Source organism: Streptomyces sp. NPDC002870, assembly GCF_042888505.1.
In the GTDB taxonomy this organism is placed as follows: Bacteria; Actinomycetota; Actinomycetes; order Streptomycetales; family Streptomycetaceae; genus Streptomyces.
The window spans coordinates 55583-67667 of record NZ_JBIAPW010000015.1 but is presented as its reverse complement, the minus strand read 5'-3'; the positions used below and the strand labels follow the sequence as shown (position 1 = coordinate 67667).

At 69.8% G+C, this 12085-nt stretch carries 12 protein-coding genes and 1 pseudogene; 3 read left to right on the top strand and 10 right to left on the bottom strand.

Features of this window, described 5'->3' with window-relative positions:
* Positions 1 to 251: 251 nt before the first annotated feature.
* Positions 252 to 899 carry an HAD-IA family hydrolase gene (locus tag ACFYWY_RS20200; protein ID WP_389188182.1) on the bottom strand — a complete coding sequence of 216 codons (648 nt, stop codon included), beginning with the start codon at positions 897 to 899 and terminating at the stop codon, positions 252 to 254.
* Between the two features lie 71 nt (positions 900 to 970).
* On the opposite strand from ACFYWY_RS20200, the gene ACFYWY_RS20195 reads away from it, so the two are divergent.
* Complete coding sequence (locus tag ACFYWY_RS20195) at positions 971 to 1330, top strand: hypothetical protein (RefSeq protein WP_389188179.1); 360 nt, start codon at positions 971 to 973, stop codon at positions 1328 to 1330.
* A 2-nt stretch (positions 1331 to 1332) separates the two neighbouring features.
* On the top strand, positions 1333 to 1773 hold the full coding sequence (locus tag ACFYWY_RS20190; protein WP_389188176.1) for a hypothetical protein: 441 nt from the start codon (positions 1333 to 1335) through the stop codon (positions 1771 to 1773).
* Here the strand turns inward: ACFYWY_RS20190 and ACFYWY_RS20185 are convergent.
* The 3 genes from ACFYWY_RS20185 to ACFYWY_RS20175 all read right to left on the bottom strand — a co-directional run bounded on the left by ACFYWY_RS20185 (position 1770) and on the right by ACFYWY_RS20175 (position 4083).
* The gene (locus ACFYWY_RS20185) at positions 1770 to 2273 is read right to left on the bottom strand and encodes a GNAT family N-acetyltransferase (RefSeq protein ID WP_389188173.1); all 504 of its coding nucleotides are present in this window, start codon (positions 2271 to 2273) and stop codon (positions 1770 to 1772) included. The genes ACFYWY_RS20190 and ACFYWY_RS20185 overlap by 4 nt on opposite strands.
* Positions 2274 to 2309: 36 nt before the next feature.
* The gene (locus ACFYWY_RS20180) at positions 2310 to 2840 is read right to left on the bottom strand and encodes a sigma-70 family RNA polymerase sigma factor (protein ID WP_389188170.1); all 531 of its coding nucleotides are present in this window, start codon (positions 2838 to 2840) and stop codon (positions 2310 to 2312) included.
* An 85-nt stretch (positions 2841 to 2925) separates the two neighbouring features.
* Positions 2926 to 4083 (bottom strand): glycerophosphodiester phosphodiesterase, encoded by a 1158-nt coding sequence (locus tag ACFYWY_RS20175; RefSeq protein ID WP_389188167.1) that lies wholly within the window; start codon positions 4081 to 4083, stop codon positions 2926 to 2928.
* Positions 4084 to 4315: 232 nt separating this feature from the next.
* On the opposite strand from ACFYWY_RS20175, the gene ACFYWY_RS20170 reads away from it, so the two are divergent.
* Positions 4316 to 5005: a lysophospholipid acyltransferase family protein gene (locus ACFYWY_RS20170; protein WP_389188164.1), complete on the top strand. Its 690-nt coding sequence runs from the start codon at positions 4316 to 4318 to the stop codon at positions 5003 to 5005.
* A 246-nt stretch (positions 5006 to 5251) separates the two neighbouring features.
* Here ACFYWY_RS20170 and ACFYWY_RS20165 read toward each other — a convergent pair whose 3' ends face one another.
* The 6 genes and pseudogenes from ACFYWY_RS20165 to ACFYWY_RS20140 form a co-directional block, all read right to left on the bottom strand.
* Complete coding sequence (locus ACFYWY_RS20165) at positions 5252 to 6799, bottom strand: MFS transporter (RefSeq protein WP_389188161.1); 1548 nt, start codon at positions 6797 to 6799, stop codon at positions 5252 to 5254.
* Complete coding sequence (locus ACFYWY_RS20160; RefSeq protein WP_389188158.1) at positions 6796 to 7347, bottom strand: TetR/AcrR family transcriptional regulator; 552 nt, start codon at positions 7345 to 7347, stop codon at positions 6796 to 6798. Before ACFYWY_RS20160 ends, ACFYWY_RS20165 begins: the two co-directional genes overlap by 4 nt.
* 38 nt (positions 7348 to 7385) lie before the next feature.
* Positions 7386 to 7430, bottom strand: a pseudogene (locus tag ACFYWY_RS20155) (hypothetical protein); the annotation flags it as partial.
* A 350-nt stretch (positions 7431 to 7780) separates the two neighbouring features.
* Complete coding sequence (gene argH, locus ACFYWY_RS20150) at positions 7781 to 9208, bottom strand: argininosuccinate lyase (RefSeq protein ID WP_389188156.1); 1428 nt, start codon at positions 9206 to 9208, stop codon at positions 7781 to 7783.
* Positions 9209 to 9286: 78 nt separating this feature from the next.
* The gene (locus tag ACFYWY_RS20145; protein ID WP_389188153.1) at positions 9287 to 10480 is read right to left on the bottom strand and encodes an argininosuccinate synthase; all 1194 of its coding nucleotides are present in this window, start codon (positions 10478 to 10480) and stop codon (positions 9287 to 9289) included.
* Positions 10481 to 10491: 11 nt separating this feature from the next.
* Entirely contained in the window at positions 10492 to 11982 is a 1491-nt protein-coding gene (locus ACFYWY_RS20140) for an MFS transporter (RefSeq protein WP_389188150.1), read from the bottom strand.
* Positions 11983 to 12085: the final 103 nt, after the last annotated feature.

Here is a 12085-nt window from a genome sequence, read left to right as displayed (position 1 = left end):
ATCGGATTCGGCTCGGCTGTCGGGTCTCGCTTCGGGGCGCGAGTCCCCCGATCTTCGGCCGGGGGTGCCGGGCAGGGGCCCTCAGAAGGCGCACATTCGACACATACAACGAGCACCGGGCGTCGTGATCGCCTCGGTCGCAAGGGTGCGGCTGCTCATCGTGGTCATGGCGGCAAGTAAAACAGACAGGAGTACGGAACGATCAGCGCTGTCCGAATAGCGGACGGTGCTGACACGCCATGTGGACAGGCTCAGCCGACCGTGACGATCTCCAATCCCGCATCCGTGACCTGCACGGATACGGCCGATAGGTCACTTACGACCACATCGGCGAGCAGCTCGGAGGGCTCGTGAGTTGTGGCCAAAGCCACGGTTCGCATGCCGGCGGCGCGTCCTGCCGCCAGCCCTGCCGGCGCGTCCTCGAAGACCACACAGCGCGCCGGCTCCACGCCGAGTCGCCGCGCCCCGAGCAGGAAGGGCTCCGGGTCGGGCTTGCCGCGCGTGATGTCGTCGGCGGCGATCAGGTTCTTGGGCCGGATGCCGACCTCTTCGAGCCGGGCCTCGGCCAGCCGCCGGCTCGCAGAGGTGACCACCGCCCAGCGGTCGGCGGGCAGCCGCTCCAGCAGTTCGGCGGTGCCCGGCAGCAGGACGACTCCCCCGGGCACGTCCTCGACCTCGAGCTGTTCTATCCGGGCCACCGCCTCGGGCACCACGTGCGCGGGCAGCAGTTCGGCGGCTATCTCGGCGGCGGGGCGGCCGTGCAGCTCGACGCGGGCGAAGTCCTCTGCGGTGATTCCGTACTCCTGGGCCCACCTGGTCCAGCAGCGGTTGACGGACTCCAGCGAGGAGACGAGGGTTCCGTCGTTGTCGAACAGCAGCGCTTCGGCGTGGATCTTCATGGTCGTCGACCCTACGGGGCCGCATGGGGCCGCGCGCATCAGGCCTTTTGGCCCGTAATACGCTCGGGGCCATGCTTGACGCCCTGACGGTCGCGGTCGCCGTGACCGCACTCGCCCTCGCCGCCTGGTGCGGCTTCGCCGCCTACCGCGACCAGCCCACCAAGGACTGGCACTTCATCGGCATGGCCGTGGTGTCGGTGCTGGCGCTTGCGCAACTGGCGGTCGGGATCGTGCAGCTGGCGCGCGGCGAGAAGGCACACGAGGGCACCGCGATCTTCCTCGCGTATCTGATCGGCTCGTTCGCGGCGGTCCCCGCGGCCGGCTTTCTCTCGCTCGGGGAGCGGACCCGCTGGGGGTCCGCAACGGTCGCTGCGGGCGCAGTGGTCCTCGCGGTGCTCGAAGTGCGGCTCTACGACATCTGGGGAGGCTGACCATGGCCGAGTCCGCCACCGAGGAGAAGGACCCGGAGCACCGGACCAAGCTGGTGCAGGGACCCGGACTCCTGCTGGTCTGGCTGTACGGAGTGATGTCCGTCGGCGCCGTCTCCCGCTCGGTCTACCAGATCCTCACCGACTACGGCTCGGCGCCGCTGGCCCACACGCTCTCCGCTGTGGCTGCCGTGGTGTACGCGTTCATCACGTACACACTCGTACGCGGCGGGGAGACGGCCCGCAGGGCGGCGCTGGTGTGCTGCGCCGCCGAGCTCGCTGGCGTACTGATCGTCGGGACCTGGACCGTTGTCGAACCGTCCGCCTTCCCCGACTCGACGGTCTGGTCGGAGTACGGGATGGGCTACATCTTCATCCCGGTGCTGCTGCCGGTCACCGGGATGCTCTGGCTGCGCAGGTCCCGGCAGGGCCGGGGCAAGCCCTAGACGCTGGCGACGAATTCCCGCGTCGACGCCTCCTTCTCCAGCGTGATCAGGGTGAGTTTCGGGCCGACCTGCTCGCTGGCCACCGGCACATAGCCGCGGCTGCGGTACAGCCGCAGATTGCTCTCGCTGCGGTGCCCGGTGAAGAGCTGGAACCGCTTGGCCCCCGGCTCCCCCGCGAAGCGCTTCTCGATCGCGTCGAGCAGCCGCCCGCCCAGGCCGTGGCGCTGCATCCGCGGATGCACGATCAGCTTGGCGATCCGGGCCGTGCCGCCCTCGTCGACCCTGCCGCGCACGGAGGCGACCACCTCGTCGCCGAGCCTGGCCACCAGGGCGTGACCCTGGGCTATTTCGGCCCGCAGATCGTCGAGTGACTGGGTGAGGGGCTCGATTCCGTAGTCGCCGTAGAGCTCGGCCTCGGTCTGGTAGCACAGATACTGGAGCTTGAGGATGTGCTCCGCGTCCTGCGCTCTTGCCGCTGAGATGGTCACGCTCATGCCCATGTGCGCATGCCTCCCGCTCACCTGTCCGCCGGTTGTCTACCGCTCCTTTCCCCCAAGTTCAGGAGCGGCAACCTCTGCCGTCAGCATTCTGCGCAGGCATCCCAGGCAGCGGGAACGCATCGGCCCCAGACTCCCTTGTGAGATTCCCAACTCTCCTGCGATTTCGCGGTAGGTGGGGTCGTCGGGCGACAACATCGCGGTCAGCAGTCGGGGGCAGTTCCCTGGGGTGCGGGCGACCGCTTCCCGAATCACGCGGCGCCGCTCGGACCTCAGCGCGGCCCGTTCGGGGCTGCCCGCGGGGTCCGAAGGGTCATGGCCGTACGGGAGTTCGCGGGCAGCCGTGCGACGGGCGCGGCGGACTTCCGCGCGTACGGCCGACCTGACCCAGCGGGCGGCGTCCGGCGGCAGACCGTTCCCGCCGAGCCGCTCGAGGAGCCGTACCCAGACGGCCTGTTCGAGGTCACGGGCCTCCATCGCGGCGGCCGGCGCCTCCGCCCTCGCCTCGGCGCTCACCAGCGAGCCCAGCGCGCTGACCACATGGGCGGCGGTTTCGTGGCGAAGGGTCATGCCCTGCGGGACGTGCTGTCGCGCGGTGGCGGTTGCCGCGCGACAGCACACTCACCCGTACGGGCGGATGGGACGCCTGGGGCCGTCAGCCGCGGAAGTCGGCGGCGGCGAGCAGCCCGGTGTCGGCGTTGTCGGTGAAGATGCCGTCGATGCCGGTCTCGAAGTAGACCTTGAACGCGCCGAAGGCGTCGCCGTACGCGTTCGGGTCGGTGCCGCGCCGGAAGTCGGCGGGCAGGAAGGCGTTCTCGTTGCGCATCGTGTACGGGTGCAGGATCAGGCCCTTGGCGTGGGCGTCCCGTACCAGCGTCGTCGGCTTGCCGAGCTTGCCGGTCGCGTCCTTGGGGATGATCAGATCGAGGACGGGGCCGATGCCCTGGGCGAAGCCCGCGATCCACTTCAGGCCCTCGGGCTTGACCAGATCGGCGACCGTGCGCGGATCGCCCGCCTCGCGGAAGTCCCACGGCCGGTCGTCCGCGGTCCAGAGCAGGACGACGCGCGGCGAGGAGACGAGCCGGGCCATCCGCTCCATGCTGCTCGGCTCGAACGACTGCAGGAAGACCGGGGAGTCGTGCCGGTCACGTCCGTACCGGCGCAGCAGCTTGGCCAGCCGCTCCTCGAGACCGAGCCCGAGCTTGCGGAAGTACGTGGGGTGCTTGGTCTCGACGTGGAGCCAGACGGGACGGCCGCGCCGACGGCCTTCCTTCTCGGCCCAGCGCAGCACCTCCTCGAAGGTGGGGACGGTCCAGCGGCCGTCGTAGAGGGTGTTCTCCTGACGGACGCCCGGTATGCGCTCCTTGGCGCGCAGCGTCTTCAGCTCGGCGAGCGTGAAGTCCTCGGTGAACCAGCCGGTGAGGCTGACGCCGTCGACGGACTTGGTGGTCTTGCGGGAGGCGAACTCCGGGTGAGCGGCGACATCCGTCGTACCCGTGATGTCGTTCTCGTGACGGCATACGAGATGGCCGTCCTTGGTGGGCACCAGGTCCTGCTCGATGACGTGAGCGCCCATGTCGAGGGCCAGCTGGTAGGAGCCGATGGTGTGCTCCGGCCGGTAGCCACTGGCGCCGCGGTGGGCGATGACGGTCGGACGGGGCAGATCCCGGTAGGAGGATCCATGGCCGCCGTGGCGCTCGTCGGCCTCGGCGTGCGCCGCGGTGGCGCCACCGACGCCGAGAGCGGCCGTGCCGAGCACTGCCGCTCCTAGTACGGTCCTGCGCCCCGGACTTCTGTCAGAACCCTGTGTCATCGACTTTCCTCCGTCTGTCCCGCGTGTGATGTCCCGCACCTGTCGAGCGACGGCCGATGCTAGGCGGCAACGCCTTACCTACGGCAGACCCTGGGCGAACGCAGCGAAAACACACGTCAACACTGCGTATCCGCTCAGTGAACCCGATGTGCGATCAGGTGTGACCCACGAGTATCGTCCTCACCTGCAGAGACATTGCCTGCCGTCACCGTCCGCCCCCACGACACCGTCCATGACACCGGAGGACCCGTTGTCCCGCTTGTCGCTCATCAAGGCAGTGCTCGGCCCGATCCTGCGCCTGATGTTCCGCCCCCGCGTGGAAGGTGTCGAGAACATCCCGGGGACCGGTCCTGTCATCCTCGCCGGAAACCACCTGACGTTCATCGACTCGATGATCATGCCGCTGGTGTGCGCCCGTCCGGTCTACTTCATCGGCAAGGACGAGTACGTCACGGGCAAGGGCTTCAAGGGCCGTCTGATGGCCTGGTTCTTCACCGGCTGCGGCATGATCCCGGTGGACCGCGACGGCGCGAACGGCGGTGTGGCCGCGCTGATGACGGGCCGCCGGGTGCTGGAGGACGGCAAGATCTTCGGCATCTACCCGGAAGGCACCCGCTCCCCCGACGGCCGGCTCTACCGCGGCCGTACGGGCATCGCCCGGCTGACGCTGATGACCGGCGCGCCGGTGGTCCCGTTCGCGGTGATCGGCACGGACAAGCTCCAGCCGGGCGGGGCGGGGCTGCCGCGGCCCGGCCGCGTGACGGTCCGCTTCGGTGAGCCGATGGAGTTCTCGCGCTACGAGGGGATGGACCGCGACCGCTATGTGCTGCGGGCGGTCACGGACTCGGTGATGGCGGAGGTCATGGAGCTGTCGGGGCAGGAGTACGTGGACATGTACGCCACGAAGGCGAAGGCGGCCTAGCGGCCGCGAGGGTACGGGGGGTCGGGCCCGGTCGGCGCGGTCGTTCGCGTCCTGCCGGTCGGCTCGGTAGCCGCGTCGGCGCGATGGGCGCGATGGGCGCGATCGGCCGAAGTGTGTGAGGCGCGCCCCCGCCGTCCAGCCCGCGGGGGCGACGGGCACAACCACCGCAACCGAGACGAAGTCACAGGCACCGCGAAGGGCCGGCCCCATCCGGGGGCCGGCCCTTCGCCGTGCCGCACGCTCAGGTCACGGGTGCTCGACGCCCTCCTCGAGCTTCTGGCCACGCAGCAGGAACCACGCCGCGACCGCCGTTGCGAGCAGCACCGCCGCGCCCACCGCGGCCGCCGCCTGGAAGCCGTCGGTGAAGGCGTCCTGCGCGGCCGAGAGCATCGCGGCGGCCTGTTCCCGCGGCAGGTCCTTGGCCGACTCGACCGCGCCGCCCAGCGAGTCGTGCGCCGCGGCCGCCGTCTCGGCCGGGACGCCCGGCGGTGCGGTGAAGCCGCGGTACATGCCGGTCACGATCGAGCCGAGCAGCGCGATGCCGAGCGCCGCGCCCAGTTCGTACGCCGTCTCGGACACCGCGGACGCCGCGCCCGCCTGCTCCTTGGGCACGCTGGAGAGGATGACGTCCGCGGTCACGGTGAACGCGAGCCCCGCTCCCACGCCGCCGACGAACAGCGCGATCCCGAGCGCCACGACGCCGGTGGACGCGGTGATCGCCGTACAGGCGGCGAGGGCGAGGCCGACCGCCGTCAGTCCGCCGGACACGGCGCTGCGTACGGAGGCCCTGCGGGCGAGAGCGCCGGCCAGCAGTCCCGCGCCCACCGCGCCGATCGCGGCGGGCAGTTCGATCAGTCCCGCCTCCAACGGCGAGCGCAGCTGGACCAGTTGTAGGAACTGCGAGAGGAAGAAGACCAGACCGGACAGGCCGAGGATGGTCAGCAGATCGGCGAGCACCGCGCCGGAGAAGCCGCGGTGGTGGAAGAGCCGCATGTTCAGCAGAGGCGAGGCGAGCGTCAACTGCCGCCGGGCGAACCAGTACAGCGCGGCAAGCCCGATGGCCGCGGCCGCCACGGTGTCCCCGCGCAAACCGTGCACAGCCGTTTCCTTGACGGCGTAGACGACGCTGACGATGCCGATCAGGGAGAGGGCGACGCTGGTCAGGTCCCAGGGGCCGGGGTTGGGGTCCCGGGACTCCGGCAGCAGCTTGATGCCGACGAGCACGAGCACCGCCATGACGGGCAGGTTGATCAGGAAGACCGAGCCCCACCAGAAGTGCTCCAGCAGGAAGCCGCCGACGACGGGTCCGACCGCCGCGCCCGCGGAGGCGGCCGCGCCCCAGATGCCGACGGCGACGCTGCGTTCCTTGGGGTCGTGGAAGATGTTGCGGATCAGCGCGAGGGTCGACGGCATCAGAGTGGCGCCCGCGACGCCGAGCAGGGCCCGCGCGAGGATCATCAACTCGGGGCTGGTGGCGTACGCGTTGAGCACGGACACCGCGCCGAACGCGACCGCGCCTATGAGCAGCAGTTTCTTGCGGCCTATGCGGTCGCCGAGGCTGCCCATGGAGACGAGCAGGCCGGCGATGACGAATGAGTAGACGTCACCGATCCACAGCAGCTGGGTGCCTGAGGGCTTGAGGTCCTCACTGAGGAAGGGTGTGGCGAGGCCGAGGACGGTGGCGTCGACGGCCACCAGGAGGACGGCCAGGACGAGCACCGCGAGCGCGAGCCAGCGCCCGGGGCGGTATGCGGTTTCGTCCGTCCCGCTCGTGCGCTGGAGGGTGCTGCTCATTTCTCCACACTCCGTCGTGCTCCGCCGAGCAGCAGCTCGGCGATCATGTACTGGAAGTCGTTCTTGGCGACCCGGCCGTCGATGACGGCCCAGGCGCAGGTGCCGATGAGGCCGTAGAGAGCCTCGGTCAGCCATGCGGGCGTCAGGTCGATCCGGAACTCGCCCTGTTCCTGGCCACGCCGGAAGAGCGCGGACACCCGGGCATCGAGCCTGGCCCAGCCCTCGTTGACCTGGTCGCCCTCGAAGAGCTGGTTCTCGGTGACGAGAAAGGCGAGCAGATCGGCTGCGGGCTCCATCTCGGCGATGAGCCGCCGCAGCCCGTCACCGGCCCCACCCTCCTCGAGCCGCGCCCGGTCGAGCGCGGCCTCGAACTCCTGGATGCCGAGCTGCTCCAGCGCCTTGACCAGCGCGTCCCGCCCGGCGAAGTGCCGGTGAAGGGTGGCGCGGCCGATTCCTGCGGCCCGGGCGACCTCGTCCATGGTGGCGGTCGACTTGCGGGCGAGCAGGGCGGCGGCGGTGTGCAGCACGTATTCACGATCCAGGGCCATGAGACAACCATACCCCAAGTGAGACACCGATGTCTCATTCAATGCATGGGCGTCCCATTGCCGCAGGTTGCGAGGCTGCACCACCGGCGGCGCCCGCCCGCAGATGCGAGCGGTACGGCGGTGGTCGACTACGGCGCCGACGGCTCCCAGTTCTGGTCCGTGCTCGGTACACGGTGGACATCAGCCCGACCGGGTACAAGACCGTAACCAAGGCGCATGGTTCGCGTACCGACATCTGCGAGCAGATCGACTGAGGCGGCCCGGCACACGTCCGGTCGCCCGGGATCTCAGCACGGCGAGCAGTTCGAGCGCTGCGGCGGCCGGCATCGCTCCGGACAGCGCGCCGGCGGCCGACGGCACTCCGGTACCCGCGCCGACCGAATCCGGCGCGCCCCGGGCCCCGGTCATCCGGTCCCGGGGCGCGGCGGCCCGGTCAGTTCTTCGCGGTCGCCCAGGCGTGCTGGACGCCGAGGTCGGCCTTGACCTCGGCGAGCTGGACGGCGACAGCCGAGGGGGCCGTACCGCCGCGGCCGTTGCGGGAGGCCAGCGCTCCGGGAACGTTCAGGACCGTGCGGACCTCGGGGGTCAGATGCCCGGAGATCTTCGCGAACTGCGCGTCCGTCAGCTCCTCGAGCTCGATGCCCAGCCGCTCGCACTCCTTGACGCACTCGCCCGCGACCTCGTGCGCCACCCGGAACGGCACGCCCTGTTTGACCAGCCACTCCGCGATGTCCGTCGCCAGCGAGAAGCCGGCCGGGGCCAGCTCCTCCATGCGTTCGCGGTTGACCATGAGCGTCGCCATCATGCCGGTGAACGCCGGGAGCAGGACCTCCAGCTGGTCGCAGGAGTCGAAGACCGGCTCCTTGTCCTCCTGGAGGTCGCGGTTGTACGCGAGGGGCAGGGCCTTCAAGGTGGCGAGCAGGCCGGTGAGGTTGCCGATGAGGCGCCCGGACTTGCCGCGCGCCAGCTCCGCGATGTCCGGGTTCTTCTTCTGCGGCATGATCGACGAACCCGTCGAGAAGGCATCGTGGAGCGTGACGAAGGAGAACTCCTTCGTGTTCCAGATGATGATCTCCTCGGCGATACGGGAGAGGTTGACACCGATCATCGCGGTGATGAAGGCGAACTCCGCGACGAAGTCACGCGACGCCGTGCCGTCGATGGAGTTCCCCACCGATCCGTGCTCGAAGCCCAGGTCCGCGGCGACCGCCTCCGGGTCGAGCCCGAGCGATGACCCCGCCAGCGCACCCGAGCCATAAGGCGATACGGCCGTACGCTCGTCCCACTGCCGCAGCCGCTCCGCGTCCCGCGACAGCGACTGAACATGCGCCAGCACATGGTGCGCGAAGAGCACCGGCTGGGCGTGCTGGAGGTGCGTACGACCGGGCATCGCCACGTCCGGGTGCGCCTCGGCCAAGCCGACCAGCGCGTCCTGGAGGTCTGCGATCAGGCCGCCGATGATCCGGGCGTGGTCCCGCAGATACATCCGGAAGAGCGTCGCGACCTGGTCGTTCCGCGACCGGCCGGCCCGCAGCTTGCCGCCGAGGTCCGCGCCGAGCCGCTCCAGCAAGCCGCGCTCCAGCGCCGTGTGGACGTCCTCGTCGGCGATCGTGCCCACGAACTCTCCGGACGCGACGTCCGCCTCGAGCCGGTCGAGCCCGTCGAGCATCCGGGCCAGCTCGTCCTTGGTGAGCAGCCCCGCCTTGTGCAGCACGCGCGCGTGGGCGCGGGACCCCGCGATGTCGTACGGCGCGAGCCGCCAGTCGAAGTGGACGGACGCGGACAGCTTGGCCAGCGCCTCGGCGGGACCGTCGGCGAAACGGCCGCCCCAGAGCCGGACGTCACCGCTGTTGCTGCTCACTGCTGTGCTCCTCAAGGCTGTGTATGTACGACCGCCTCCCCACCCTCGCAGGTGGGGAGGCGGAGATCACGCTACTGCTCAGATCAGGTCCCGCTTGGCCGCGATCTTCGACGACAGGCCGAAGAGTTCGATGAAGCCCTGCGCCTTCGACTGGTCGAACGTGTCGCCCGAGTCGTAGGTCGCCAGGTTGAAGTCGTACAGCGACTGGTCGGACTTCCGGCCGGTGACGACGGCGCGGCCACCGTGCAGCGTCATCCTGATGTCGCCGGTGACGTGCTGGTTGGCCTCGTTGATGAAGCCGTCCAGGGCCCGCTTGAGCGGGGAGAACCACAGGCCGTCGTAGACCATCTCGCCCCAGCGCTGCTCGACCTGCCGCTTGTAGCGGGCCAGTTCGCGCTCGACCGTGACGTTCTCCAGCTCCTGGTGGGCGGTGATCAGCGCGATCGCGCCCGGGGCCTCGTACACCTCACGGGACTTGATGCCGACAAGACGGTCCTCGACCATGTCGATCCGGCCGATGCCCTGTCCGCCGGCCCGCTCGTTGAGCTGCTGGATCGCCTGCAGGACGGTGACGGGCTTGCCGTCGATGGCGACCGGGACGCCCTCCTTGAAGGAGATGACGACCTCGTCGGCCTCGCGCTGCTCCGCCGGGTTCGAGGTGTACTCGTAGATGTCCTCGATCGGCGCGTTCCAGATGTCCTCCAGGAAGCCGGTCTCGACGGCCCGGCCGAAGACGTTCTGGTCGATGGAGTACGGCGACTTCTTGGTGGTCGCGATCGGGAGCTGCTTCTCCTCGCAGAAGGCGATCGCCTTGTCCCGGGTCATCGCGTAGTCACGGACCGGGGCGATGCACTTCAGCTCGGGGCCGAGCGCGGAGATACCGGCCTCGAAGCGGACCTGGTCATTGCCCTTGCCGGTGCAGCCGTGGGCGACGATGCCGGCGTTGTGCTTCTTGGCGGCGGCGACGAGGTGCTTGACGATCGTCGGCCGGGAGAGGGCGGAGACCAGCGGGTAGCGGTCCATGTAAAGGGCGTTGGCCTTGATCGCCGGGAGGCAGTACTCGTCGGCGAACTCGTCCTTGGCGTCGGCGACCTCGGCCTCGACCGCACCGCAGGCGAGCGCGCGCTTGCGGATGACGTCCAGGTCCTCGCCGCCCTGGCCGACGTCCACGGCAACGGCGATGACCTCGGCGCCCGTCTCCTCGGCGATCCAGCCGATGGCGACAGAGGTGTCCAGGCCGCCCGAGTAGGCGAGTACGACGCGCTCGGTCACGGGTTTCTCCTTCACGATGCATTCGCTGATGGAATAAGTATGCACTCCTCCGTATGTTTCGTCAATGTGGTCCCCTCACGCTTCGAAAGAGCCGGCTCAACCCCACGCGCACGCCGGATCCGGCCCGGCAGGAGCAGGGCCACCAGCAGGGCCGCCGCCGAGAAGGCGATCGACGCGGCGAAGTCGGTACGGAAGCCCTCCGTCAGCACATCGAGCGGAGGATGCGCCCCGGCTCCCGGCATGCCGACCGTGGACAGGATCGCCACGCCGAACGCGCCGCCGATCTGGAACGAGGCCGTGTTCAACCCGGAGGCAAGGCCGGACTCCCGCTCCGCGACCCCGGCGAGCGAGGCGACCGACGCGGCGACGAAGGCGGCTCCGAGACCGGGGCCGAACACCAGCAGTCCCAGGAACAGGTCCTCGAAGTAGCTGCCGCCGACCGAGACCTGCGCGAGCAGCAGGCAGCCGATCCCGGTCAGGGCCATGCCGGCCATCGCGACACGCCGGGGCCCCGTCCTCGTGACGACCGCCTGTCCGGCGACCGAGCCGACGGCTGCCATCACCGGCATCACGGCGGAGCTGAGGCCGAACATCAGGGCGGAGTAGCCGAGCACCTGCTGGGCGTACTCGGACACGGTGAAGGACATGCCCCAGGCGGCCATGCCGAGCAGCAGAAGCACCAGATTGCCGCCGGCCAGAGCGCGCGAGCGGAAGATCCGCAACGGCGCGAGCGGAGCCCGGGAGCGCGACTCGACCAGCACGAACACCGCGATCAGCAGGGCGGACAGGCAGTGCAGCAGCAGTGTGCGGGGATGGCTCCAGCCGATGTCCGGCGCCTCGACGACCGCGTACACGAGCAGCGCCAGCGCGGCGGTGATCGTCACGGCGCCCGCGAGGTCGAAGTTCCGTCCCCGCGTTGCGGCGCGGCTCTCCTTGAGAAGTACGGGGCTCAGTCCGAAGAGGACGAGCGCCACCGGAACATTGATGAAGAAGATCCACTCCCAGCCGAGCCAGGAGGTCAGCGGTCCGCCGACCAGCAGCGCGGCCGTGGCCCCCACTCCGCCGACGGCCGACCAGACGCCGAGCGCCTTGTTGCGCTCGGTTCCTTCGTCGAAGGTCGTCATCAGGATGGACAGCGCGGTCGGCGCCATGATCGCCGCCGAGACGCCCTGGAGCACCCGGGCCACGATCAGCGTGCCGCCGGTCCACGCGAAGCCGCAGAGCAGCGACGAGAAGAGGAAGAGCGCGGTGCCGATCATGAACATACGGCGGCGTCCCAGCAGATCGGCCGAGCGGCCGCCGAGCAGCAGCAGTCCGCCGAACGTCAGCAGATAGGCGCTCATGACCCACTGCTCGCCGCCGCCTGAGAAGCCGAGATCGCGCTGGATGGACGGCAGCGCCAGGATGACGATCTGTGCGTCGAGAATGACCATGAAGTCGGCGGCGCAGAGCAGCGCCAGCGCCTTCCAGCGGAGGGGATCGGGGTGCGGTGAAGGGTTCATGCCCGTACGGACACGCCCGCTCCCGGAAAGTCGTCGGACACCGGGGCACGCATGAGCGATGAGTTTCGGCCGGGTTCGCGGTCTCTTCGGATGGGCGGCGTCC